At 52.9% G+C, this 25,870-nt stretch carries 23 protein-coding genes; 5 read left to right on the top strand and 18 right to left on the bottom strand.

Annotation, left to right across the window (positions count from 1 at the left end; translation table 11 throughout):
- Positions 1 to 29: 29 nt before the first annotated feature.
- The 13 genes from F456_RS0108905 to F456_RS0108965 form a co-directional block, all read right to left on the bottom strand.
- A complete protein-coding gene (locus F456_RS0108905; protein WP_018976670.1) occupies positions 30 to 1,892 on the bottom strand; it encodes an amidase family protein in 1,863 nt (620 codons plus the stop codon).
- Between the two features lie 120 nt (positions 1,893 to 2,012).
- Positions 2,013 to 2,216, bottom strand: a complete 204-nt coding sequence (locus tag F456_RS25130; RefSeq protein ID WP_157060046.1) for an AraC family transcriptional regulator — start codon at positions 2,214 to 2,216, stop codon at positions 2,013 to 2,015.
- Between the two features lie 17 nt (positions 2,217 to 2,233).
- On the bottom strand, positions 2,234 to 2,533 hold the full coding sequence (locus F456_RS0108915; protein ID WP_018976672.1) for a hypothetical protein: 300 nt from the start codon (positions 2,531 to 2,533) through the stop codon (positions 2,234 to 2,236).
- Positions 2,534 to 2,613: 80 nt separating this feature from the next.
- Positions 2,614 to 4,566, bottom strand: coding sequence for an ABC transporter permease (locus F456_RS0108920; RefSeq protein WP_018976673.1), 1,953 nt, complete (start codon positions 4,564 to 4,566; stop codon positions 2,614 to 2,616).
- Complete coding sequence (locus F456_RS0108925) at positions 4,541 to 5,311, bottom strand: ABC transporter ATP-binding protein (RefSeq protein WP_018976674.1); 771 nt, start codon at positions 5,309 to 5,311, stop codon at positions 4,541 to 4,543. The genes F456_RS0108920 and F456_RS0108925 overlap by 26 nt, the downstream gene beginning before the upstream one ends.
- 249 nt (positions 5,312 to 5,560) lie before the next feature.
- Positions 5,561 to 6,562: a sensor histidine kinase gene (locus tag F456_RS0108930; protein ID WP_018976675.1), complete on the bottom strand. Its 1,002-nt coding sequence runs from the start codon at positions 6,560 to 6,562 to the stop codon at positions 5,561 to 5,563.
- The gene (locus F456_RS0108935; RefSeq protein ID WP_018976676.1) at positions 6,559 to 7,299 is read right to left on the bottom strand and encodes a response regulator transcription factor; all 741 of its coding nucleotides are present in this window, start codon (positions 7,297 to 7,299) and stop codon (positions 6,559 to 6,561) included. The genes F456_RS0108930 and F456_RS0108935 overlap by 4 nt, the downstream gene beginning before the upstream one ends.
- Before the next feature lie 126 nt (positions 7,300 to 7,425).
- The gene (locus F456_RS22185; RefSeq protein WP_018976677.1) at positions 7,426 to 8,946 is read right to left on the bottom strand and encodes a beta-N-acetylhexosaminidase; all 1,521 of its coding nucleotides are present in this window, start codon (positions 8,944 to 8,946) and stop codon (positions 7,426 to 7,428) included.
- Positions 8,947 to 9,227: 281 nt separating this feature from the next.
- Positions 9,228 to 10,967, bottom strand: coding sequence for an alpha,alpha-phosphotrehalase (locus tag F456_RS0108945; RefSeq protein WP_018976678.1), 1,740 nt, complete (start codon positions 10,965 to 10,967; stop codon positions 9,228 to 9,230).
- Positions 10,968 to 11,210: 243 nt separating this feature from the next.
- Positions 11,211 to 12,182 (bottom strand): oxidoreductase, encoded by a 972-nt coding sequence (locus F456_RS0108950; protein WP_018976679.1) that lies wholly within the window; start codon positions 12,180 to 12,182, stop codon positions 11,211 to 11,213.
- A gap of 183 nt (positions 12,183 to 12,365) precedes the next feature.
- Complete coding sequence (locus tag F456_RS0108955; RefSeq protein WP_018976680.1) at positions 12,366 to 12,572, bottom strand: hypothetical protein; 207 nt, start codon at positions 12,570 to 12,572, stop codon at positions 12,366 to 12,368.
- A 139-nt stretch (positions 12,573 to 12,711) separates the two neighbouring features.
- The gene (locus F456_RS0108960; RefSeq protein WP_018976681.1) at positions 12,712 to 13,005 is read right to left on the bottom strand and encodes a hypothetical protein; all 294 of its coding nucleotides are present in this window, start codon (positions 13,003 to 13,005) and stop codon (positions 12,712 to 12,714) included.
- 58 nt (positions 13,006 to 13,063) lie between these two features.
- A complete protein-coding gene (locus tag F456_RS0108965) occupies positions 13,064 to 13,321 on the bottom strand; it encodes a hypothetical protein (protein ID WP_157060048.1) in 258 nt (85 codons plus the stop codon).
- Between the two features lie 248 nt (positions 13,322 to 13,569).
- Here F456_RS0108965 and F456_RS22190 point away from each other — a divergent pair, with 248 nt between their 5' ends.
- The 3 genes from F456_RS22190 to F456_RS22195 all read left to right on the top strand — a co-directional run bounded on the left by F456_RS22190 (position 13,570) and on the right by F456_RS22195 (position 18,401).
- Positions 13,570 to 15,168 carry a serine hydrolase domain-containing protein gene (locus F456_RS22190; protein WP_018976683.1) on the top strand — a complete coding sequence of 533 codons (1,599 nt, stop codon included), beginning with the start codon at positions 13,570 to 13,572 and terminating at the stop codon, positions 15,166 to 15,168.
- Between the two features lie 287 nt (positions 15,169 to 15,455).
- Positions 15,456 to 16,286 (top strand): BglG family transcription antiterminator LicT, encoded by an 831-nt coding sequence (licT, locus tag F456_RS0108975; RefSeq protein ID WP_018976684.1) that lies wholly within the window; start codon positions 15,456 to 15,458, stop codon positions 16,284 to 16,286.
- A gap of 171 nt (positions 16,287 to 16,457) precedes the next feature.
- Positions 16,458 to 18,401: a beta-glucoside-specific PTS transporter subunit IIABC gene (locus F456_RS22195; protein ID WP_018976685.1), complete on the top strand. Its 1,944-nt coding sequence runs from the start codon at positions 16,458 to 16,460 to the stop codon at positions 18,399 to 18,401.
- A gap of 235 nt (positions 18,402 to 18,636) precedes the next feature.
- Here the strand turns inward: F456_RS22195 and F456_RS0108985 are convergent, their stop codons facing one another.
- Together F456_RS0108985 and F456_RS0108990 are read right to left on the bottom strand one after the other, a co-directional pair.
- A complete protein-coding gene (locus F456_RS0108985) occupies positions 18,637 to 19,137 on the bottom strand; it encodes a copper amine oxidase N-terminal domain-containing protein (RefSeq protein WP_018976686.1) in 501 nt (166 codons plus the stop codon).
- 167 nt (positions 19,138 to 19,304) lie between these two features.
- Positions 19,305 to 20,411 (bottom strand): LacI family DNA-binding transcriptional regulator, encoded by a 1,107-nt coding sequence (locus tag F456_RS0108990; protein ID WP_018976687.1) that lies wholly within the window; start codon positions 20,409 to 20,411, stop codon positions 19,305 to 19,307.
- A gap of 176 nt (positions 20,412 to 20,587) precedes the next feature.
- Between F456_RS0108990 and F456_RS0108995 the strand changes: the two genes are divergently transcribed.
- Both F456_RS0108995 and manA read left to right on the top strand, forming a co-directional pair.
- A complete protein-coding gene (locus F456_RS0108995) occupies positions 20,588 to 21,490 on the top strand; it encodes an ROK family protein (protein WP_018976688.1) in 903 nt (300 codons plus the stop codon).
- Positions 21,491 to 21,647: 157 nt separating this feature from the next.
- On the top strand, positions 21,648 to 22,595 hold the full coding sequence (manA, locus tag F456_RS0109000) for a mannose-6-phosphate isomerase, class I (protein WP_018976689.1): 948 nt from the start codon (positions 21,648 to 21,650) through the stop codon (positions 22,593 to 22,595).
- A gap of 232 nt (positions 22,596 to 22,827) precedes the next feature.
- Here the strand turns inward: manA and F456_RS0109005 are convergent, their stop codons facing one another.
- The 3 genes from F456_RS0109005 to F456_RS0109015 form a co-directional block, all read right to left on the bottom strand.
- Positions 22,828 to 23,577, bottom strand: coding sequence for an SDR family NAD(P)-dependent oxidoreductase (locus tag F456_RS0109005; RefSeq protein WP_018976690.1), 750 nt, complete (start codon positions 23,575 to 23,577; stop codon positions 22,828 to 22,830).
- Positions 23,578 to 23,592: 15 nt separating this feature from the next.
- Complete coding sequence (locus F456_RS0109010) at positions 23,593 to 24,894, bottom strand: Rossmann-fold NAD(P)-binding domain-containing protein (protein WP_018976691.1); 1,302 nt, start codon at positions 24,892 to 24,894, stop codon at positions 23,593 to 23,595.
- Positions 24,895 to 24,976: 82 nt separating this feature from the next.
- Complete coding sequence (locus tag F456_RS0109015) at positions 24,977 to 25,627, bottom strand: ThuA domain-containing protein (RefSeq protein ID WP_018976692.1); 651 nt, start codon at positions 25,625 to 25,627, stop codon at positions 24,977 to 24,979.
- Positions 25,628 to 25,870: the final 243 nt, after the last annotated feature.

The following is a 25,870-nucleotide window of genomic DNA, read 5'->3' on the forward strand; positions in this document are numbered from 1 at the left end:
CACAGCAAGCCGGAATGGAACAATCGACGTTATAAGGACCCTTGTTCTTTCGGCGGCTTCCGGCGCTTCGCCATCCGCTCATAACGATAGGCAATCTCAATCAGCAGCGAATCCGACATAGCCGTACCCGACAGCATCAGACCAACCGGGCATCCCGATTCCGTATAGCCGGCCGGTACGGACACCAGCGGGTAGCCGGCACGCGCCGCAAGATCCGAGCCTTCATGTCCGGTGAAGACGAGCGCGTGGACTCCGTATTTATTCAACGTCTCGTCAATGCCTTGTTTTCCCCCGCGGCGAACACCGCGCTCTTTGCTCTTTAGGTAAATATCGTCTTCCAGGCTGCCGCCGTCGGCTTCCGCCTCTTCCAGCAGATTTTGTCCGTAACGCAGACTTTCGCCCGGATTGGCCTTGTGAAAAGCGATCAGTTCCGCCAAACTTGCAGGACCTGTTCCTTCCGGTTGTGATGCCAAGAAAGCATCGATCGCCGTTTTGAACTCGCGGCGAAGGACGGTTCCGTCCCATTCGTCTTCGTAAGACGGCATGTCGAGTCCGCGTTTCACTTCGATTCCGGCATTCTCCAGCTCACCGAGCGCCCGCTCGAATACGGCGGATGTCTCCGCATCCAACTTGTCTGCAAAGGCTCCCACGACGCCGACCTTCAATCGGACCGGAGGAAGCCCCGAGCGTCCCGGCAGAAACGATATCGGCCGCTGCGGCAGGAGTGTACAAGCGTCCGCCTCGTCGCCGAAAGCCATCGCTTCCAGAATCAGCGCAGCATCCAGCACTGTGCGTGCAATCGGTCCGAGTGTGTCCTGCGTCAGCGACAGAGGAATAACGCCGCTTCGGCTGATCAATCCGACAGTCGGCTTGATTCCGACTACGGAATGAGCGGCGGCCGGGCTAACAATCGAGCCTGAAGTCTCCGAGCCGACCGCTCCGAGCGCAAAATTCGCCGATATCGCAGCAGCGGATCCCGTACTGGACCCTCCGACTTCGTACTTTCCGTACGGATTATTTGTCTGTCCGCCGCGCGAGCTGTATCCTGACGGCATATGTTCCGACATATAATTTGCCCACTCCGTCATATTGACCTTGCCGAGCAGGATGGCTCCCGCTTCGCGCAGCTTCGTTACCGCAAAAGCATCCCGTTCCGCACGGCGATCCTTCAGTGCAATCGATCCGGCAGATGTGACCATCCGATCGCCGGTGTCGACATTGTCCTTCAAAAGGATCGGCACTCCGTACAGCGGCAGCGCACCCAGTTCATCGAAGTTATCGTCGAGCTGCTTGGCCAGAGCAACAGCATCCGGATTGATCTCCAATACAGCGTTCAGCTCTCCGTCGAATCGGTTGATCCGATCGATGTAGGCTTCAGTCAGCTGCTGGCACGTCCAGTTTCCGCTTTGCAGCTTGTCTTTGAATCGCTCAATGGTCAGTTCGATCAGATCTTCGTCCGTGATTTCTTCGCGATCATGCGCAGTGTTCGAGCTGAGCTTGTCGAGATTGGCGTTAGGCGAAGAGGCCGGCACCTCTTGGCTATCCCATATCGGCCGCCGCAGCTCCGTTTGACTTGGATGGGAGCGGGACTCGTCGGGAGCGGGTTCTGACGGACCGGACGCTCTTCCTTTTGCCGGGCGCTTGAAGTCGTCGGTCTGCCGAGGATTATCTCCATTCGGCCCAGCTTCTTTCCGTCCATTTCTCCGTACCTGCCCTTTTTCCGTTACAAATGCTTCAACGGATGCCTCCAAAATTCCGGCAATATCCAGACTTTTCGGAGCGCCGGAATTGGGCGGCGGCGCAGCGATCTCGTTTTCCACAGGAATGCCGCGCGGATCGGGCTGCCTGCGTTTTTCCGGGCGACCGGCTTCGCGAGTTTCTTTTTCTTTCATAGCACAGCCTCCTCTTTTATCCGTCTTCTCATGTTTTATCGTGCCGTATTTGGTCATCGCACGCTTGTTCTTTTAAAGGTTAACACGACAGACACACAAAAAGTTTGGAATACGCGTTTTTCATCCGTTTTTCTTCATTCGATACTGTCCGGGCGTTATGCCTTCCTGCTTGCGGAATAGCCGGATAAAGTACGACGGATGAGGAAAGAAAAAGCCCGAAAATTCGCTGTTATCCTGCGAATTTCCGGGCATTGACTTTTTTTCAAGCTTGATTAAACTGCATAATCGCGCGGATTCGGGCACCGTAGCACCTCTAAAGTCCATAAAATTCTACTATGCGCTTAATTGGACTGTACGAGCTCCTTCAGCGTTACCGCGTACAGCTTCGTATCCTCCATCATCAGCAGCCTTGTCCCCCGTGCATCCTGCCGATTGCTTTCTAAAGGTCGGCTTTCCGTATTTACCAGCTGAATTTCTCCGCTGCGCATCGCTTTGCAATTATGCCGAATTTCATTTCGGAAAAAGCGCTTTTGTTCCACCGCTTCATTGCCGCTTGCCGGCCTGTCGATTGTCCACCTATATTTTGCTCGGTCATTTCTTGCCCAATCGTTGTCTGTTCCGTCGTCATTCTCATTCTTCATTCCTCCACAGCTTGAATTCAGTTCCCGTCTTCAAGCTTAAGAAACAATTCTAAAGAAACGCTAAAGATTCGGCATGAAGCTTATACCATAACTTTTTTCAAGCGGTTCAGGTAGCGGTTCCGCACAATGAAGAAGTAGAACGCCTGTGCCGCCAGGAATGCCGCTGTCGTTGTCAGCACCGGAACTGTCACATTGCTGATGCTCATGAGTTTCAGAATCGGATTCAACACGACAAACGTCTGAATCGCAGAGACAGCGATCGGGATGAAGAACAGCAGCGCGATCTGCAGGGTAGCAGATTTCTTCATTTCGCCGATGCTGAGTCCCGTCTTCGACAGAGAATGATACATCTGGCTGTCCCGAGTCAGCTCGGAATGCAGCTTGAAGTACAGGAAACTGGCCGATGACAGCGAAAACATGAGAGCTACAAACACGCCGATAAACCCGAGAACGGATACCTGCTGTTTGAAGTTCATATAGCTGGCGCTTCGAACACTCATAGAGCCCGAGATCGGACGATCTCCACTGCCTTGATCGCTGGTCCACCAGCTTTGCATTTCAGAACCGATTAAGGCCTCCTTGCTGCTTGAATCGAGCGTATCCGATTCTCCCCATCCCGGAACGGTATAGTAGACATGAGTGCTTGCATGCGTTTCTTCACCAAGTTGTTTCTTGACGGCTTCGAACGCTTCGTCGGTTACAACGAGAACAGGGGCGTAAGAAACTGCCGTAAATGTCTTTCCTCCTGCCGTATCGCTCACCGTAAATGAAGATTCAGTACCTAGCAGCGCAGCCTTGCCGCCTGCCGAAGGCCGATCCCTCCAAGTCGATCCATCGGGTACGAGCAGCAGCGTTTCCGCATTTCCTCCCCCTGCTTCAAAGGCCGGCGTCTCCCAAGTGGAAAATACTTTGGTATAATCCGAGGCCGGAATCAGGATTCCGATCTGTTCGGCGCCGTCTCCCTGCAGATAAACGTACATTTCCCGGACTTCTTCCGCCTTGTAATTGTCGAAGCCTCTCTCGGAAACGAAATTGTCTACTGCCTGTTTGTCTGCTTCCAGATCATCTTTTTCACTTACGCTCAGTTCAAAAGCATACGGATTGTCGGCATACAATGCCCGGGTCTCTTGATTGATCGACAGTACAAATCCTACACTCATCGATGCAATCGACGTCACGACGGTAATCAGAAATAGAATTCTGGCATTGTCCTTGATCTTGTATGCCAGCTCCGAGACCCACAGCAGATTTGTCCGCCGCCAGACGAATGCCCGATTGCGCTTAATGATTCGCATAAACAATACCGACAGCTGCGAGTAGAAAAAATAAGTGCCGGCGATGCCCGCTCCCGCCGCAACGAAGAGAGCAAGCGGATCAATGCTCTCTCTTTGCAGAGCCATCCAGCCAACCGTAAGCAGCGCAATGCCAAAGAGCGCCAGCAGAATCGATGCTTTTGGTTCCTTTTTCGGCTTCGCGCTGCCCTGAATCAGTTCAAGAATATTGCGTTTGCGAACAAACAGCAGCGTCAGTACTGAGATGCTCAGGAAGAGCAGCGCGAATGCACCGGTTGTCAGCAGCGCTGCTCGAACCGGCCAATAGAACGGCAGCTCTTCGGTATCGGTCACACGGGAAGCGAGCAGCAGGAACAGCTTGGACAGCAGCAGCCCAACGCCGATGCCGCCGAAGATCGCTCCTGCACCGATAATCATGTTTTCCAGAAAAACCAGGCGGTTCAGCTGACTCGGCTTCGCGCCAAGCATCAACAGCAGCCCGAATTCCTTGTTACGCGATTTCAGGAAGACACTGATCGAATACAGCACGAAGAAGAAAGCGAAGACGAAAATAACGTATTCCGCCGCTTTCATGCCTGCCCGGGTCATGGCGTGCATCTCCGTGTCCTGGATCGCAGGATGGAAAATAAACACTGCGAACGAGAAGAAGATCATGACCATGAACGCGCTGCTGAGGAAATAAGCAAAATAAGCCCGCGCGTTCCGTTTGACGTTGTTATACGCGAATCGAGGAAAGTTCATGTGCGTTCCCTCCCCAAAATGAAAGAGTATCGATAATTTTCTGGAAAAAGGTCTGTCGGCTCTCGCCCCGATGAATCTCGGCGGCCAGACGTCCGTCCTTGATAAACACGATACGGTGGCAGTAGCTCGCCGCCTGAGGGTCATGCGTCACCAGCATGATCGTCGTCCGTTCGTGCTCGTTGAGGCTCTCCAGCGACTCCATCACGATGCGCGAAGAATTCGAATCCAGCGCGCCTGTCGGCTCGTCCGCAAGCAGAATCGACGGATGAGTGATTACCGCCCGGGCAATTGCCGTTCGCTGCCGCTGTCCGCCGGAGATTTCATACGTTCGGCTTTTCAAAATTTCCGAAATGCCCAGCCGATCCGCGATTTGCTTCAGCCGCTCGTCCATTTCCTTGAGCTTCACGCCGTCCAGCGTCAACGGCAGCACAATATTCTCCGCTACCGTCAGCGTATCGAGCAGATTGAAGTCTTGAAATACGAAGCCCAGCTCGCGGCGGCGGAATTTGGCCAATTCGTCTCTTTTCATGGTATAGGGATTGTTGCCCCCGATCTTGACTATGCCGGAGCTCGGCGTGTCGATCGTCGAGACCATATTGAGCAGAGTCGTCTTGCCGCTGCCTGACGGGCCCATAATGCCGACAAATTCTCCCTCCGCGATGGTCAGATGAATATCGGTCAGCGCCTGAGTGGACACCTTTCCGGGATATACTTTGTTCAGATTGCTCGCTTCCAGTATGTTCATTTTTATCGCTCCTCTCTTCTTCTGACTCCAGTGTAGGCGCAAAACAAAGAGACAGCCATGGACTTTCCTTAAAGCTGTCTTACATCTCCGTTAAGGTTATAAATAAAGGACGATCCCGATCAGCTTCGGTATCGCCCCCTTCAATAGAAAACAAGTCAATTATGCGGATTCCTATACTCTCTCCTTTGAATTCCTCATCGTTATAGACGAAGTTTCACTGAAGAAGGTTGGTTTAAGTCGTCCATTCGTCTACTCAATCTGTTCCGGCGCTTCACGGAATACGATCCGCACCGTTGTGCCGACTCCCGGCTCGGATTCCAGTTCCACTTCATGATCCAGATGACGGCAGACTTCACTAACCAGATACAAGCCCATTCCAGTCGATTCCTTGTACTGTCTGCCGCGCTGTCCAGTGAAATACGGATTGAATACCCGTTTAATATCTTCGCGGACAATGCCAATCCCTTCATCGCGAATATCGAGCACCAACTGCAGCCCGCGTTGATAGGCACGGATAAAGACCTTCTTGCCTTCACCCTCGGTATAATTGACAGCATTGGTCAGAATTTGTCCCAGAATAAACCGCAGCCATTTGGCATCCGTATAGACTTCGGTCTCTTCATCTACCTCGATGACCGGAGTGATCCGCCGCTTGATAAACAGACGCCGCTGCTCGGCCAGCGCCTCGCGGATCGGCTGCACCAGCTGCAGTCGATCGACAGAGAAATCCTGCTCGAAACTCTCCAGTCTCGACGTATAAATGACCATATCCAGTCCCCGCCGAAGCCTGTCGAGTTCTTCGTTCACACTGTCGGCAAGATCTTCATCTTCAATCTCACGTGCGGACAGCTGCAGCACGGACAGCGGCGTCTTCATCTGATGAACCCAGCGCCCAATGAAGGTGACATGACGCTCCATCGCACTTCGCCGCCCGGCAAGCTCCTCCTCGTATTCGCGGTCATATACGCGAATCAGATCATGGAGCGCTTCGGCAAGCGGCGCTTCGCCAAGCGGCTCCAATCTGTCTCCCCGCGGTACGCCGGGTTCGGACAGCCGCAGATAGGTCCGTCGCAGCACGACATACCGGTAGCCCAGATAACCGGCCAACACAGCTGTACTCAGCAGAAATCCGTACAGGACAATAGTTGGTGGACGCTCTTCACCGCTGAGCCAGTAGAGCAGCGGAACGAGCAGCGCCTGCAGCATGAAGAAGAGGATTAGTGGCAGTTGATCGCGCCAAAACAGCTTCAAGCTCGGCCTCCGCGCTGTGTCGGAAGTATGCTGCCCGATCCTTCATTTTCCTGGGCAGCGTTCAAGAGGTACCCTGCCCCGCGAACGACTTCTATACCGGCTTCCGCTTGGAGTTCTTTCAGCTTTTTGCGTACGCGGGTAATATAAACATTCAGCGTATTGTCATCAATAAAATGATGATCTTCCCACATCAGCCCGAGCAGTCGATCCCGGCTGACCACTCTTCCTTCGCGGCGCATCAGCGCTTCGATCAGCAGTGATTCCTTCTGACTGAGTTCGGTCGAGCGTTCTCCGTGCGATAAGACAAAGCGTTCAGGATACAGTGTCAGCCCGCAGGCTTCAATCGTCTTCTCTTCGGGTCCCGCCGCATATTCGCCGTATGCCCGGCGCAGATAGCTGCGAATCTTCGCCAGTACCACTTCATAATGAAAAGGCTTCGTAATATAATCGTCGGCGCCGTTTTCCAATGCCATGATCTGGTCCATCTGTCCGTCGCGTGCGGAGATGAACAGAATGGGACAAACGGATTCTGCCCGGATCTGCCTGCACCAGTAGAATCCGTCATACTTCGGCAGATTGACGTCAAGCAGCACCAGATGCGCACCTGACTCTCGGAACTCTTCTGTAATCTTTTCGAAATTCGCTGCGACTTTGGCATGGTAGCCGTATTTCTCAATATGGCTTCGGAGCAGCTCCGCAATCTTGGGATCGTCTTCCACAATCAGAATGGTGTACATCGAATGTTCTCCTCTTTTCAACCGTAATCAATGAATAGACGAAGCCAAACAGGCGTACCACTCGGAATATCGAAAACCTTTTTAAAAGGCCCGATCCATAGATCTATCCTGTGCTGCATCCGGACTTCAGTCCTTCAGCCCCACTGTCCGGCACACTTCGATAAATGCCTCGTGATCCGCATACCTCTTCTCGCCCGTCCAGCATTTTTCTGCCATCGCGCGCAGCGGCCGCTTCAGACCTGCCGCCACTTCCTCCACCGTCTGCGCTTCCGGATGATCGCACCAGACCGAGAACGATGCGCCGAGCAATCCTTCCGGATAAGGCACCTGCCATTCCTGCGGCTCGCGCTCCTCGACCTGTGGCAGCAGGCCGGGATGCCAATCGTTATAAATCTCCAGGCCGCTCGGATAGTAATAACCCGCGTTCTCTCCCAGCACATAGTAGAAATAGCGGTCGTTGAAGTTCACGATCTTGTGCCCTTTGTCCAGAAAAGTCTGCGCCGCCGCCATATTCCGGTCCCATTTGGTCCAGTAGGTGACTTGAACGGACGTCTTCAGTTCCACGCGCTGCTCCAAGTCATCCCGGTACAATCCGTCGTTCCATACTCGCACGGTAAATCCTTTGTTTTCCAGCATAACTGCAATTTTGTTAAGGTAATCGACGTAAGCGTCGACTTCCGTTCCCGCTTCAATGCCCAACGTTTCACGCGCATATTCACCGAGCTGCGGATAAGTATCGAATTTGCTAAAATCGATAAACTCGTCGCCTCCGATATGGAAGTACGGACTGCCTTGAAACAGTTCCGCATACTCGTCGATCAAGTCCGATATGAACGCGACGGCTTCTGAATTCGTAATATCCAGTGCTCCTTTCGCCGGCTCTCCATCCTTGTTGGTCAGCAGCCATTCCGGACGACTGCGCAGCGCCCACCCCAGATGTCCCGGCGAATCGAGCGAAGGAATCAATGTAATCCGGCAGCGGCGCGCTTCCTCGATAATTTCTCGAATCTGCGATTTCGTCAAATAGTTTGCCGACATGACTTCGGGATAACGCTCACTCTCGAAAGTAAATCCTTCATTTTCGGAAAAATGCAGCTGCAGCGTGTTCAGCTTAAGTTCCGACATTTCCTGAATGCGTTCAAGAATCCATGCCTGCGAATAGAATTTCCGGCCAATATCAAGATGCAGAGCGCGTTCGCTCACGATCGGCTCGTCTTCGATGAATCCGTATGCAAGCTCTCCGTTTCCATAGAACAGCAGCTGCCGAAGACTCTGCAGCCCATACAGTACCGAACGCGCATCGGACGCAATGATCCGGGTATGATCGCCAATTTCGATCCGATACGCTTCGGGATGGCTTGTTCCCGGTACGGACCCCAGCTCGATCAGCAGATCTCCAGTTTCCGCTTCACGGACTGATCCCAAACGGGCAGGAGCAGCGAAAGCACCGAACTCGGCGAACGTCTTGTGAACCTCGCCCACCGTCTCCAGCGTATCAAGCAGCCGCGGAGCATTCTCGGAAGCCGCCGGCTCCTGCAGAACGACAAGCAGCGAAGACGACGCTTCCGGCCGCCAAACCCCTTCTTCCGTTCTCAAATATCGTCTTGTTCCGGGAACCGTTCCGCTGGCATGGATCTGTGTATTCATTTCTTTCACCTCTTTTACTGGAGTGGGTGGGGATTTTTTATGCTCTTTTCCGTTAGTATAGCGCGTGGAACGAAAGATGCAAAAACTAAAGTGATGCACCCTTCTTTCCTTTTAAAGAATCCTGATATCTCTATTGTTCCAACACATTCATATGGAGGAATGATGAGAGAGAATAAGAGCGTGCTGAATCTGGTCACTTTCCATTAATTAAATGAAGTCATAAAAAAAGAGCTGCCCTGCATAGTCCCTTATGCAGACGGCAGCTCTTCAATCGCACCGAATCAATACAGCCGGAACACGAAATAAGCATACGGATCGAGCGTCGTCTCTCCGCCTTCCAGTGCTTCCGCTGCCGCATCATCCGAGCAGACGATGCATTCGGCACGAATCAGATCTTCCCGCAGATTGTCCGGCAGCGTAACTTGAGTGGTCGTTCTCGAGAAGTTCAGCACGACCAACCAGCGCTCGTCTTCTCTTTCGCGCAGGTAGGCGTAAATATGCTTATCTTCTTCCAGTACCGGCTCATATGTCCCCAGCGACAGGACCGGATTGTCCCGGCGAAGACGGATCATGCGGCGGTACAGATTCAGTACAGATTCGGGATCTTCTTCCTGCTGGCGGACATTGATCTGCGCTTTGTTCGGATTGATCCGCTGCCACGGCTTGCCTGTCGTAAACCCGGCGCCTTCTTCGTCATTCCACTGCATCGGCGTACGGCTGTGATCGCGGGCTTTGGCCAGGACACGACGCAAAATTTCTTCCGATTCCATCCCCCGCTGATTGACCATCAAATCGTAATAAGCCAGCGCCTGCTGCTCCTTAATGTCGTCTATACTGCTGAAGAAGTGTGCATTTGTCATGCCGAGTTCTTCGCCCTGCAGCAGATTCGGCGTGCCGCGCAGCGTCATGAGAAAGACGGACAGCATTTTCGCCGACTGTTCCCGATACTCCGTATCGTCACCCAGATAAGAAACCATCCGCACATGGTCATGGTTGCTGAGATACATACCAATCCAGGCATCGTTATGAAGCTCCTTGAGCCATCTGTGCATAACGGATTTCATGTGCCCAAGTTCCCAAGGTTCCGACGTCCACATATCGTCCGATGCATCGCAAATCTTGGAAGCCTCGATCATCAGAATAAGGTCCAGTTCCCTACGCTCCGGCAGCGTATAATCCTCGACCTCCTCGATCGTAACCTCGGACGATTCGCCCATTGTGAAGATACCGGGATACTTGTCGAATACTTTTTCCCGCATTTCACGGAGATATTCATGAATATGTGGACCGTTTTTGTAAAATTCCTCGCCGCTGCCCTGAATACGCTGCGTCTCTTCGGTATCGGGAAAGCTCATGTCCTTGGATAAGATATTTGCCGTATCGATCCGGAAGCCATCCACGCCTCTTTCCAACCAGAAAAGCATCGCATTGTGGATCTCTTCGCGAACCTTCGGATTTTCCCAGTTCAGATCGGCTTGATGATCGGCATACGTGTGGAGGTAATATTCGCCTGTCTCTTCATCGAGTTTCCAGGAAGGATCCCCGAGGAAAGACGTCCAATTATTCGGCGGTCCGCCGTCTTCGCGGGCAGGCCTCCAGATATAATAATCGCGGTACGGATTATCTTTGCCTTGAAGTGCCGCTTGAAACCACGGGTGGTCAATCGACGTGTGATTCGGCACGATTTCCATGACCAGTCGGATACCTCGTTCGTGAAAAGCTTCCAGCAGTTCATCAAAATCGTCCAAAGTTCCGTACTCGGGATCGATGTCCATATAATCGGTCACGTCATAGCCGTAATCTCGGTTAGGCGACTTGAAGATCGGAGACAGCCAGACGGCCGTTACTCCAAGATCGCGGATGTAATCGGCTTTCTCGATTACGCCGCGCAGGTCGCCGACTCCATCTCCATTCGTATCATTGAAGCTCCGTACGTAAACTTCGTATACAATATTTTCTTTCCAATGTATATCCGATTGAAGCTGCTTCGGTGTCTGGGCTGTTGGCAGTTGTCTCGACATCTTACTCCTCCTCATTAAAAAGCCGCTGATTCGGCCAATTGACAGGGTTGCGAAAAGTCCGCCCTGCCGGCTGTGTATGTCCTATTACCCAAAAATCGTAAGCAGCTATAAATAGGAGGGACTTATAATGAAAAATAACGAGTTCTTCGGTACTTGTAAAACAAAAGACTTCTTCCCGGAGGGAAAAAGTCTTTAATTTATTTTGTACTTTACAACTTTCTGTATTGCAGCGTTCTGTTTTTTTTACAGCTTCACTCCGTACAGAATGCCTTTCTTCTTCGCCGCTTCGCTCGCCGCGCTGAAGTCGTAGCTTACGCCCGTCAGCTTCTCAGATACACGCCAGAGCTTCGCCATCGTCTCTTCATTCATCTTGTGATCGACCGAACGGTCGATTGTAGGATAGCCCCTGCGGCCGCCTTTGCCGTCCGGTCCAATATATTCGCCGCCGTGCAGCGAAGGATAGGTCGCCGCATACAGGGTTGGCAGTGCTCCCATTGCTGCTGGCTGGCTCATCAGCCCCCAGAGCAGAGCTACGGCTTTTCCCGCCTGCTTGCCCGAACCGCGCGAAATCAAGTTGGTATTCGAGACGCCCGGATGGCAGCCGATACTGAGCGTATCCGCTCCGACCGCGGACAGCCGCTTCTGCAGTTCGCGGGCGAACAGCAGGTTGGCGAGTTTGCTCTGACCGTAGAATTTCATTGCACTGTAGCCGATCTGACCGTGCAGATTATTGAAGTAAATGAAGCCCTTTTTGGCCGCGATACTGCTCAGCGTTACAATGCGCGAACCCGGTGTCTTCAGAATCAGCGGCAGCAGACGTCCCGTCAGCGCGAAATGTCCAAGGTGATTGCTGCCGAACTGAAGCTCGAAGCCGTCTTTTGTTTTGCTGTACGGAGGAATCATGACGCCTGCATTGTTCACCAGGACATGCAGATCCTCGTACTTGCCGATCACGCCTGCCGCGAACGCTTCAATGCTGGCCAGGTCGGCCAGATCCATGCGCATGACTTCCACACTCGCCTGTGGAAACTTCTTCAGCAGACCGTCGGCCGCCTGATAGCCTTTTTGCATATTGCGTACGGCCATAATGATTTTAGCTCCCTTGGCCGCAAATCCGTAAGCCGTTTCCAGCCCCAAGCCTCCGCTTCCTCCCGTAATAATCACGCGTTTGCCACTCATATCCGGCATCGAATCGATCGTCCATTGTCCATTCATTCGCATATCCTCCTCGACTGTGGCGCAGTCTCCATCGTTCGGAGACGACGCGCGATTTGAGTCTCCCCGTCCTACCGACAGTGTGACGCAGCAAAACACTTTTTTCAAACTTCCGATTGGCCGTTTCGTCCGCTCGCCGCAAAAAGGCTTTTCCAAACGGAAAAGCCTTAACAGGCTTATTCTTCAAGCGCCGGTCAGCATCAGCATAACACCCAACGAAAGCGACACGAACAGCAGCAGAAAACCAAGTGCACGGAAAGCTTCCGACTGAAAACGCACCGGCTCGGACAACTCGTCTCCAGCGCGATCACGCAGCGGATGTAAAATACGATCCGGACGGGCGATCACCAGTGGACACAGCAGCAGAAAGACTCCGATCAGCATAAACAAGTGCGTCTCCTCCTCGAAGTTCCGGATTCGGACGGTCTGTAAGCATGCTTTTAATCGCCACAGAAGCGTCCGGTTACTTTGTATGTACCCGGAACGCTCACGGCGCTATCAGTTTCAAGCAAATGGATATTGCACAGGCTTAATCCTTCTTCACCTGTACAGAGCCCGGCGCGCCTTCGTTTGGCTGTTCCAATGAAGCTTCCACCCTCTTTAGTCTTTGACCCTGTTCAGCCACAACAGTGTTCAACTCCTGCAAATGCCGGTCGAGGACTTGGAACCGGTCATTCTGCTTACGATCCATATGATCCAACTCGACGCGAACAAGACGATTGATTCGGCTTTCCACTACCGAAGAAACGATCGCATAAATAACTCCGGCCAGTACGCCAAGCTTGACTAATTCGATGACAATCACCCAAAATAATTCGTTCATAGGCTCTCATCCTTTCTGTCCGGATTTCTGCTTCATCTTGTCGTCTGTCGTCTGTCTTCTACTCTGTACGCCGGTTCTGACGCAGCAGAATCTCGTTCTGTTCGCGCAGCAGCGTATTCTGTGCTTCGTAATGAGCATCCATACGCTCGAAACGCTCGGCCTGCCGGCGCTCCAGTTCATTCAGATCCATACGCAGCGAATAAATCTCTCGAGTCATGTTGGAATGGTTAATCGCCAACTTAATAACGAAGTAATAGATCACATAGGTAATGACCGCGATCACGACTGGATACAGCAAACCCATTAGATTCATCATCCCTTCCTCCTCATGGATAAACTCTTTTTGTTCTAGTCTATAAACAACGCTGCGGAACGATAAGAAGTTTTCCTTTTCCGTAAATCCGTTCGAATAGATCCTCAGCCCGCCTATCCTTAGGTCCAGGTTATCCGCTGCCCCGGGACTGAGTTCAATTTCGGGCCGCTGGCCGATTTCGATACGCTATACGGCCGCTACAATTAAGACTAAAGTGCCGAACGATCACAGAAACGAAAGGAAGTTTGATCATGAATACAATCAAAAAACTGAAATTAGTGCTGGCCGGACTGCTGCTATGTGCATCCGCCCCTGTTACGGGCACTGAAGTTTACGCTGCTGACGTCGCTCTCGCAGCTTCGAATCCGATTCGGGAAACCGCTGCACCTGATGCATCTTCCTCAGCCTGGACGCCGGAGCAGATCGATACTTACGCAAAAGCCGCTATGGAGCGTCTGCATATCCCCGGCCTGGCTGTCGGAATTGTCCGGGAAGGCCAAATTGTCTATACGCAGGGCTACGGAAGTGCAGGGCCGGGAGCCGGTCCAATGACACCGCAAACTCCGCTTGCGATCGGATCGACGTCCAAATCGTTCACCGCGCTTGCTGTTATGCAGCTTGTGGAAGACGGACGAGTCGATCTCGAAGCTCAGGTTACCGACTATCTGCCGGAATTCCGGCTGGCTGATCCGACCCTTTCCTCCAAAATTACCGTAGCGGATCTGTTGCATCAGACGAGCGGGCTGTCCACCTACGACGGCATCGCTTTTCTAAGCCAGGGAGAAGGAACGCTGATTCAGCATATTGCTCGTCTCAAGACGGTCAAACAGACGGGGCCTGCCGGAAGCGGTTATCAGTACTCCAACCTGAATTACAATATCCTCGGCGCGATCGTCCAGCAGGTATCGGGTCAGTCCTATGAGGATTACATAACAGAGCGAATCTTCCTACCGCTTGGCATGAAGAGCAGCTTCTCCACGCCGGAACGGGCAAAGACTGCAGCGGCCGAAAATTCTCATCTGCGCCAGGCTTCCGGCCATCAACTGCTCTTCGGAATTACCGTTCCTACAAGATCGATGAACCATTCCGGCACCATCCCTTCCGGTTATCTCGTCTCTACCGCAGAAGATATGTCAAAGTACCTGATTATGCAGATGAACGGAGGAACCTATGAGAACAACCACCTGCTGTCTGCCGAAAACTTGGAAATCATGCATAAACCGAGCGCGGATATGGGAGACGGTTCATTTTACGGTATGGGATGGGTGAACACCGGCGATTATGTCTGGCACAACGGTACAACGGAAAATACGTACTCGGAAATGCGAATTCATGACGGTTACGGCATCTTTGTTCTTGCCAACTCTTCCGATCCGCTGGTCGTCAGCTACTCCGGCATTCTGCCGGGCATCGATAACATTCTGCATGGACAAGTTCCTTCACTAGAAAGCTTGCCGGACTTTGTAAAACTGTATGCAATCGTTGACGGTATTTCACTGGTTATCGCCCTGCTGTTCCTGTGGTCGGTGTCCAGTCTGTTCCGCTGGAGAAAGGCTTTTCGTCCCGTTCCATGGAAGATTACAGTAAATGTAATTCTTCTGTTGGCCTGCAATGTCGCCTTCCCTCTTCTTATTCTGCATTTCCTGGCCGGACTTGCTCCATGGAGTATTGCCGTTACCTGGGCACCGGGCATCGGTTGGGGAATGGTTATCCTGCCTTGGCTGCTGTTCTTCACCGGAACGTTAAAGCTTCTGCTTATGCTTCGAGCTATGTTGGGAAGAAAATCGACGTCCTCACCGCAATCCCACAGCAGAAGCGCCGCGACGCAGCTCAAGCCGTTGAGCGATTAATTTATGAATCGAAACTTCTTCCTGCACTAGCGACCGTGACAATCTAGGAAAGCGGTGATCTCCCAGCTGCCTTCCTTCATTTTCGCGGCATAATGTTTTTTTGAAAGCGCACGCTTTTTTCCTTGCCAACTGTTGAAAACGGTGTTATTCTGATTATGGGATTGTTACTGAAAAGGCAAAACCCAAAACATGTGCCTAACGTGTTTTGGGTTTTGCCTTTTTTTATCCGCCGTGCACGGCGATGCAATCCTGTACGAAGCAGCTTCGATGAACAAGAGGTGAACGCAATGCAAATCTTGAGGGTTCTCAACAATAACGTCATCACATCGCTGGACGACAGCGAGACTGAAATTGTGGTGATGGGCCGAGGACTCGCCTTTCAAAAAAAACCGGGAGATGCAATCGACGAAGACAAGATCGAGAAGATCTTCCGTCCGGAAAGCAACGATTCTTCCCGTAAACTGAAGGAACTGTTGGAACAAATTCCAATGGAATATGTACAGCTGACCGAGGAGATCCGTAAACTGGCCGTCCTCATGCTGGATAAGGAATTTGGAGATTCGATCTACCTTTCGCTGACCGACCACATTCACTTCGCAGTGGAGCGTCATCAGCGGGGACTCGATATCAAAAATGGACTGCTGCTTGAAGTTAAAAGCTTGTACAAATCCGAATACCAGGTCGGCAGGTCCGCGCTCAAGCTGATCGAAGACCGGATCGGAGTAAAGCTGCCTGACGATGAAGCTGCGTTCATCGCAATGCACCTCGTCAATGCACAGCTTGGCGAAGAAATGCCTGTCTTGATGAACATCACGAAAATCATTCAGGACATTCTCAATATTGTACGCAAGCATTTCGAATTGGAATATAACGAAGATTCCATCAGTTACTACCGCTTCGTGACGCATCTGAAATTTTTTGCGCAGCGGCTGATCAGCGGTGATCACTCCGGCAATAACTACGACAGTCTGTACGAGATTGTCAAAGAAAACTGTCCGGAAGCGTATCCCTGCACGGAATCAATCGAAGCCTACATTGCCGAGCATCACGATTATCGGTTGAACAAGGAAGAAATGCTGTACTTGACCATTCATATCGACCGCATCGCCAAAACTTAATAGCACCGGGATTGTTACTGAAAAGGCAAAACCCGGGCCGTTACCGATCGACAGCCGGATTTTCCGTTCCTGTTCTTCGAACGCCCGGGTTTTTCGTTTTGTCCGGGGTAACGCTGACAGCGCTTACCCTGCCCTACCATTCATTTTGCATATCAGAAAGGAAGGCTGACTATGAGCAAGCATGAACAAACAGCCAAGTCCGTTATTGAAAAGATCGGCGGCGAATCCAACGTCAAAACGATGACCCACTGCATGACTCGTCTGCGCTTCGAACTGCGGGACAACAACAAAGCCGACCGCGCCGCGCTGGAAAACACGCCGGGCGTTATGGGCACCAATATCGCGGGTACCCAGTTCCAGGTCATTATTGGCAACGACGTGCCGAAAGTATATGAAGAAATCAATAAGGCTGCGTCATTCGGCGGCGGCTCCGCGCAGACGGACGACGCTCCGAAGCAGAAAAAAAATCCGTTCTCAGCACTGCTCGACATCATCTCCGGAATCTTCACTCCGCTGCTTCCGGCACTCGCCGGCGCAGGTATGATCAAAGCGCTGCTGTCCGTATCCGACGTATTCGGATGGATGGCAACCGACGGCAGCACGTACCAGATTCTCAAAGCCATCGGCGACGGTACGTTCTTCTTCCTGCCGATTCTGATTGCGTTCAGTGCGGCCCGCAAGTTCGGCAGCAGCATGTTCCTGGCCGCAGCCATTGCCGCGGCAGTCATGCACCCGGACTTGACCGCGCTGCTAGGCAGCGGCGGAAATCTGAATTTCCTTGGGCTTCCGGTAACACCGGTCACCTATTCGTCATCCGTAATTCCGATGCTGCTGGCAATCTGGATCTCGTCTTATGTCGAAAAGTTCTTTAATCGCTTCATTCCAAGTGCGCTTAAAGTTCTGTTCGTTCCGATGCTTACTCTGCTCGTCATTGTACCAGCAACCCTGATCGCATTTGGCCCGCTCGGCAGCATCATCGGTCAAGGTCTGGCCGGAGGCATTACCTGGCTTCTCGACAATACCGGCATCTTCGGCGGCCTGCTGCTCGGCGGTACCATGTCGCTCATCATTATGACAGGCATGCACTGGGCACTCGTTCCAATCGCTATCCTGTCTCTGGCTGAACAAGGCTTCGATTACATTCTGCCTATCATGTTCGCCGCCAACTTGGGTCAGGCAGGCGCTACATTCGGCGTATTCCTTCGCTCCCGCAATCCGCAGTTCAAGGCTCTGTCGCTGTCGACCAGCTTCTCGGCCATGATGGGTATCACTGAACCTGCAATGTACGGCGTTAACATGCGCTTGAAAAAACCGTTCGTTTCCGGTCTGATCGGCGGTGCTGTGGGTGGCGCTGTCTACGGATTGTTCCACGTCAAGATCTATGTAATGGCAGGCGGCGCAGGTCTTCCAGGTATTCCGGCTATGATCGGCCCGACATTCGTGTACGGCTTGATCGGTATGGCCGTGGCTTTTGCAGTCGGTGCCGTTGTTACTTTCATCATGGGCTTCCAAGACGTTCCCGTGCCGGCTTCCGAAACAACAGCTGCTGCTGATGCGACTGCTCCAGCTGCATCCAATGAAACTCCAGCGGCCGCATCGGCTGTCGTTGTCCCTGAAGTTGTTCAAATCCGCGACACTGCGCTGTCCAGTCCGCTGACCGGTACAGTTAAAGCTCTCTCCGACGTCGACGACGTTACGTTCGCCGGCGAGTATATGGGCAAAGGCATCGCGGTCGTTCCGAGCGCCGGCGTCGTTACCGCTCCGGCGGATGGCATCGTCAACTCGCTCGCTGTGACCAAACACGCCATCGGCATGCAGACAACAGACGGCGCAGAACTGCTGATCCATGTTGGATTGAATACCGTTCGCCTCAAAGGTCAGCACTTCAACGTCCTCGTCGAAGAAGGCCAGGCTGTAACGGCCGGCCAACCGCTGCTCACGTTCAACATGAGTGCAATCCGTGCGGCGGGTTACGACCTGACCACACCGATGATCGTAACCAATACCAAAGAATTCGATGGATTCACCACACTTCACGGCGGTGCCATCGAAGCCGGACAACCGCTGCTGAAGCTTGACGTCGCGGCTCCGCTGCTCGAAGCTTCAGGCGACTGATTATTCGAATTCGGTTCGCCGGAATCTGCTGATTCGGATCACCGTTTCGGCGCAGACTTCAAATATCTTCTATAACGAAAGCAGCCGATTTTCCAATCCGCTCCGGCGGAAAGAAAATCGGCTGCTTTTTGTTTATTGATGATTTGTCTACTTCATGGAGAAACGATCTTTCGTCGATACCGGATACCTCGATACGATCAATGTAAGTCAGGCCGCTCTCACTGGCGCTGCCATCTTACTTAATCGACTCGCCGACCCACAGTGTTTCGGTCGCTTTGTCCCATTTGATCGACTCGTCCAAGCCTCTTACGATCACACCGACCGGTACACGCAGTACGCCGCGCTTGAACGTCGGCGATCCCTGCAGCTTCACTTCTTTGCCATCAACCCAAGCGATTTCGCTGTCGGCAGTCACTTTTACCATATGATCCCCGCGCGTGTACGTATAAGATTTCGTTTTGTTATCCCACGAAATTTTCAAGCCTTCAATGTCCAGCTGCTTGATAACATCAGCTGTAGTGTACAGGGTGCTCTTAATGAAGAACGGATACGCGCTCGGCGTTACCAGACCATCATTACCGTAGATTTTGGCAGCAGGCTGGGACGATGCCGCTGCTGCAGGAGCAGCTGTAGGAGCGGGAGCAGCTGTCGCTGCAGGCGCAGTCGGAGCCGCTTGTGCTGCGGAAGCCCCCAATACAGCGGAACCGAGCAGAGATGCGATAAGTATTTTTTTCATGGAAAAGTCCTCCTCTATAATAGGTGCGGTTATAAGATGCGTTTGAAAAACGCCCCACCTCTATATATAAACCTTCCCAAGCATCATTTAGTTGCAGTTCTGATACTCGCCGGGAAAAGTTTTGTAAGCAGGCTTGTCCAAAGAATCTTTCCCAGAGGCAAATCCGCTTAATCAGGCTTGTTTCCAGCAGAAAGATCATCCACCACCCGAAGTTCTCCCGTGACCGCCGCTCTCAGCGCTTCACGCTTATCCCCGTGTCCACCGAGCAGCAGTTCCACCGCCGCCTCGCACATCTTCCGCTTATCGACCCGCACGGTTGCAGACAGACCCGCTCCGCTCTCTGTCGCCTGCTTCAGGCCGTCAAAACCGGCGACTTCTACCGACTGCGGCACAGATATGTCCATCGCCCGCAGCCTTCGGATCAGCAGCAGCGCAAGGCGGTCGTTTCCACAGAAAAAGGCGGTCGGTATTGCAGCTTCTTGTTGGCCGATTCTACTCTGCAAGTCCGCGGAAGAGGAAGGCCCCATGCCTATCCGTTCCAAAAATCTGCCGATCTCCCGCTCGTTCTTCTCTTCGTCGAAATCGCTCGCTTCAAGCAGCGCATGTCTCTCCTCGATCGGCAGTCCCGCTTCGCGCGTCGCCCGCCAATAGCCAAACCAGCGTTCTTCATGGCTGGTGGTCAGATTAGCCGGTCCGATAAAGCCGATCTTCCGGTGACCTCGTTGGATCAGCCATCGCACGGCCGCTTCCGCACCTTCCGTGTTGGCCGATACAGCCGCTGCACACGGCAGGTCGCGATAGTATGAATCGAGCATCACGAGCGGAACGTCGGTGTCCCAGATCATTTGTGCATACGGCTTGGCAGTAATGCCGAACAGAATGATGCCGATATGCTGCACATCCGTGAACAGTCCCGGCAGGATCAGTCCCTCCTCCATCTTCCGGTCAATCCGCGCGATCACGGCGTTGCAGCCCTTTGCCCGGATGCTCTCTTCCAGAATCCACAGCATATCGTGAAAAAAGTGAAAGTGTTCGTTGTCCGTATAACTGACAACCCGCTCCGGTACGAGAACCAGAACATTTCGGCTGCTGCGGGTCGGCCGATCGTCCAGGTCGGTTGTTCCGTAGCCCAGCTCCTCTGCTGCCGCCAAGACCGAACGCCGAACACTCTCGCTCACGCCTTTTTTGCCCGACAGTGCCAGAGAAACCGCGTTTTTGGAAATCCCCAGCCGATTCGCGATATCCTGCATGGATACTTTTTTCGGTCTTGCCATAGTCTCGCCTCCGCTTGATTCATACTTATATTCATACTTATGTATACTTGAATTCATCCTTACTTAAGCTGCCTGTTTTTCCGTATCGAATTATGCTATGCTGTTGCCATGTTACTTTACATATTTGAATTTCGTCAAGTTCTGTCAAGTAAACTTAATAATCGGGAGGCTCAACCATGATCGCAATCGGAATCGACATTGGAGGCACCAAGATTGCAGTAGGACTTGTAGATGAAATGGGAAAAGTGCTGGCACAGCAGTCGCTTAAGACGGACCCTGCGAAAACGCCGGAGCAGCTGATCGAAGAGACGGCATTGACAGTGAACGCTCTATTGGCCGAGCAGAATATTACACCGGAGATGGTCAAAGGCATCGGCGTCGGTGCACCGGGACCGCTTGACGCGAAGAACGGACGGCTCGACTGCCCGCCCAATCTGCCTGCCTGGCACGGATTCGCCGTCGTCGATGAACTGCGCAACCATTTCGGCGCGTGGCCGGTGCATTTCCAGAACGACGCTACGGCAGCGACGCTGGCAGAAAAATGGCTGGGCGCAGCGCGCGAAGCGGACAACTTCGTGTTCATTACAATCAGTACGGGGATTGGGGCAGGCATCTATATGCATGGACGCTTGATCACCGGCGCATCCGGCAATGCGGGCGATGTCGGCTTCATGATGATCGAGCCGGGAGCGGCGGGTACCGAAGGATACTGGGAACAGATTGCTTCGGGAACCGCTATCGCCCGGCAGGCGTCGGAGCGGCTGAGCCGCCCAGTCGGCACGAAAGAAGCTTTTGAACTGGCCGCAGAGGGTGACTTGCAGATGCGGGAACTGATCGACCTTACGTTCAAGCGCCTTGGTATGGGCTGCGTCTCGCTGATCAACACGCTTGATCCGGAACTGCTGGTCATTGGCGGCGGCGTGTCGCAGATCGGCGAACCGCTGTTCGAAGCTCTTCGCGCTTACGTCTCAGAGCATGCATTGAGCCCGGCAGGCCGCCGTACGATTATTGCTCCAGCCGCACTGAGTCAGAATGCAGGTCTAATCGGTGCCGCCTCGTTGGTCCATCAGACTTACTGAACAAGTATACTGAACGGATAGGACAAGTCGATCAACAAACGTAAGAAGTACGGCAGTGCGCCAGCAAACATAAAAAGTTCCGGTGTCTGATCGTACGTTCACTGGGTAATAACACAGCGGGAATACATAGATCACCAAAAAGGGAGTGCAGCAAACCATGAACGAACCGATTTTCCTTACCCCCGTTTTCCAGGAACGCATCTGGGGCGGCACCAAGCTGAACACCTTGTTCGGCTACGAGATTCCAAACGACAAGACCGGCGAATGCTGGGCGGTATCCGGACACAAGAACGGGCAAAGCACGGTACATAGCGGTCCTTATGCGGGTGCCAAGCTGGGCGACCTGTGGAACGATCATCCGGAGCTGTTCGGAGATTCCGAATCCGACGTCTTCCCGCTGCTGACCAAAATTCTCGATGCTTCCGACGACCTGTCGGTGCAGGTGCACCCGGACGACGCTTATGCGCGGCAGTTCGAGAACGGCGAGCTGGGCAAGACGGAATGCTGGTATATCGTCGACGCCGAGCCGGGCGCCTCGATCATCTACGGCCACAATGCGCAGTCGCATGAACAGCTGCGTTCGATGATCGAAGCCGGACAGTGGGACGAGCTGCTGACACAGATTGAAGTGAAGCCGGGCGATTTCTTCTACGTACCAAGCGGAACGATTCATGCGCTGGGCAAAGGCATTGTCGTGCTGGAAACGCAGCAGAGTTCCGATACGACGTACCGCGTCTACGATTACGATCGTAAGGATGCGAACGGTCAAGGCCGCGAACTGCATCTGGAAAAAGCGATCGAAGTAACTTCTGTTCCGCAGTTCTACAAAGGCGGCGCGTACGAGACCGACCGCTTTGAAGGCGTGACGATTACCAAATTCGTCTCGAACGAATTCTTCACCGTACAGAAATGGGAGGTCGACGGCCAAGCCGAATTCGGTCTCAGAGACGGTTATACGATCGTCAGCATTCTGGATGGCGAAGGTTATCTCAAGGCAGAAACCGGCGAATATCCGCTGAAAAAAGGTGATCATTTCATCCTTCCTGCAGGATTTGGACCGTATGAAATCGAAGGGAAATTGACGACCATCTCGTCGTGGGAATAAAGGACAGTGAGAGGTTCGCTGATCTAAAGAACACTGCAGCTTGATTGCAACATTGAAAAGTCCGAAGCCGTCCGCGATTGCGGGCGGCTTTTTGAGATGAACGGATTGCGTTATTCATTGAACCGATCGCGTATCACGGCGCTTTTTCCATGCAAAAAAAAGCGTCGAAACGGTACCTTCTCCGTTTCGACACTAAGAGTGCTGACTGGCTTAAGCGAAAAGGAAGCCTGATCTACCAGGGCCATTCCCGTCCCTGCCAGTCGCGCATAACAAGCTCGGTGTCGTCGATCGCATGCGGCTTTTCATCCCATGGCAGGGTACTGCCGAGGAAATACTCCAATGCCGGCTCTGCAGATTCGGACGCCTCCAGCTCCGCTTCCGTATTGCGTTCACCCGACATATAGGTGCGCAGCCAGCCCGGATGATACAGCCGGAATGTGTAGCCGTCCGGACTAAGCTGATCGAACAGCATTCGGACTCCCCGGTTCAGTGCGGCTTTGGACATACAGTATCCGAACCAAGCGGTGCGTTCCGCTTTGCCGATACTGCCCGCTTCGGATGACACGTAGCATAGACGTTTCAATTCGCCGCGTTCCAGCAGTGGAAGAAACGCTTCGGTCATCCGGATAGGCCCCAGCGAATTAATCTGATACATGCGCAAAATATCGTCGTAATCCTGAGGAACACGGATCGAGTCCTCATTCTTGTCCGTGATGACGCCTGCGTTGTTGATCAGCAGATCGATATGCGGAGTCCGTTCTTCTACGGCTGCCGCCGCAGCCAGTACAGATGAGTCGGAAGATACATCGAGCGGAAGTATGACCAATAGGTCCGGATAGCGACTCTCCAACTCACCAAGCTGCGGCCAGTCCGGCATATAACTGCCGGCAAACACTTTCCAGCCTTTTGCGAGCAGTCCTTCGGTCAGTGCAAGGCCCAGTCCGCGGTCGGCTCCGGTGACAACAGCATTACGTTTGTCCATGAAGTTCGCCTCCTCTCAAAATGGCCATTCCTCGCCGCGGCTTCCTGTCAGCACCAGCCGGCTTTCATCGGCATGCGGATTGGCAAAAAAACCAGCGGCAAAGCGAGCCGACTCCCCGATCGCCGCTGTCATCGAAGTCATCGGCGGATTGGAACCGGTCGACTTTCCGGTATACGGACTTCCGGCGAAATGTGCAGACTGTTCGGCCGGCATACCAGGATCGTACATTCGGAATGTGTACCCTTCCCGGCGGAGATCGTTGAACAACAGCTTGGCCTGCATATGCAGCGCCGTGCGAGCCATTGCACGTCCAATCGGTACGTTTGCGCCGCCCATCGAAATGCTGCCTTCTCGGGAAGTAACGAAGCAGATCCGCTTCAAGCTGTCCTCCCCATCCATAAGCGGCAGAATCCCAGAAACGGCTCGCAGCGGCGTGAGCGCGTACGTCTCATAATCGCGCTGCCGCGCCTCTGTCGTATCTTCTGCCGGATATTCCGCGCCTGCCAAGACTTGGGCTTCTGCCAGGCCCTCGGATGCGGATGCGGATGCGGATGCGGCGTTTGTCGCACTGATTTCGCTTGTGCCACCGTCGCTAAGTTCCGAAGTAGACGGATTTGCCGTTTCGATGCGACCTGCATTCAACACGAGCAGATCGATACGTTCTGCGATCTCGGATGTTCTGCGCGCTGCTTCTTCCAGCGCCTCGGGCCGATTGCCTGCCAGCGGCAAAATATGCATTCGTCCGTGCTCAGGCAGCGGCTCCATACCTTTGGACAAAGCCGACGAACTTTCGCCATCCGAACGGGACACCTTGGATCCATCACTGGCTTCCTGATTCGGCTCCGTTCCTGCGGCAGTAAAAGCCCCCGACTCATCCGAGGCGTTTCGGTCCGCTCCGAAAGACAGCGGCTCCGCTTCTTCGGCATATTCTTCGTCCCATTCTCCGCTTTTCGGACGGGCATTGGTTTCCGGTCCGAAAGCGACCGATCCTTCGAAATCATTCAATCCCGAAGTCCCTGTTCCAGTTGGAATATCGGCATTCTCTCCGATATGTGGTCCGTGTGTCCAACCGCTTGCCGGTGTGTCCTCTTCTCTCAAATTTGCCGCATCATCCGTTGTTTCCCAACCGTCGTCGCTCGCTCTCTGTTCTGCCAAGCCTGCTTCCTTCCGCTCGCTTGCTCTCGTTTCTGCTGCTCCGTTCTGCTCCGCTTCCTGCGGATCACCGCCGATGACCGTCCATCCTCTCGATACAAGCTCGCGCCCTAACGCAGCGCCGAACGGTTCGCGCAAATCCAAAATCCATGCGGTTCTGTTCATATCTTGACCTCCTTCATGTATCTGTTCGATCTTTCGTTCAATAACCGCTCAGATTCGTCTGTCTCGAACTCTGAGCATTTATTCACTCTCCTGATTCGGCAGGATCCTGCCTTGCACACCAGTAGAGTGCGTTGCGCAGCAGACGCCCATACATCGGGTGGTTCCAGACTTCAGGTTCGTGACCTGGCGTCAGCACACATACACGTCCGCGACCGTGAGTGCGCGTCCAGCCGCCCGGCTGTGCGCCGTGCTCCGACACAGTCGTCATGATCAGATCAGCGATAGGATCTTCCCATTCCATGAAATAATGTTCGTCATGTACCGTAAATGCTTCGACACCCTGTGCAATTGGATGCCGATTCTCCGGTTGGATCGTCACTTCGCATGCTTCGGGATGATGAATAAATGCACCGCCGCACAGACGGCGGAATATCTCACCTTCTTCATAACCCGCCGTACCCGCATGTACTGCAAGCAGTGAACCGCCGCGTTCCACATAATGAACAAACGCCTGCTGCACCTGTTCATTCATCCAGAATGCCTTTTCCTCTTCTGTCTGACTATTCGAGCGGCATACAAGCACGACTGGATATTGTTCGAGCTGTCCGGAATCAAACTCTTCCATATTTTCCGTTATCGTAAATGCAAACTCTTCTTCGTTTAGCTTCGCCAGTCCCTGACGGATTGTCTCCGCCGGATGCCAACGATCTTTACAGATGACCCATACCTTCATTTCTTATTCCTCCTCCTAACGGATAATCAGTCCTTCTCGCAAGCGCTTTCCGCTCTATAAAAATATGATTTATATCCGTTACTATTCGATGTCTGTTTCCAGTGGATATCTGTTTTTACTGAAAGCCTGTTTTTATTGACTGTCTTTTTTACTAGCCCTATGTAAATTCGGGTATAATTTTGTCTTATCTTCTTAATTAAACGAGAAACGGACAGTTATCTCTTTCGCTCGCGATTTCTTTTG

Source organism: Saccharibacillus kuerlensis DSM 22868 (genome assembly GCF_000378145.1).
Taxonomy (GTDB): Bacteria; Bacillota; Bacilli; order Paenibacillales; family Paenibacillaceae; genus Saccharibacillus; species Saccharibacillus kuerlensis.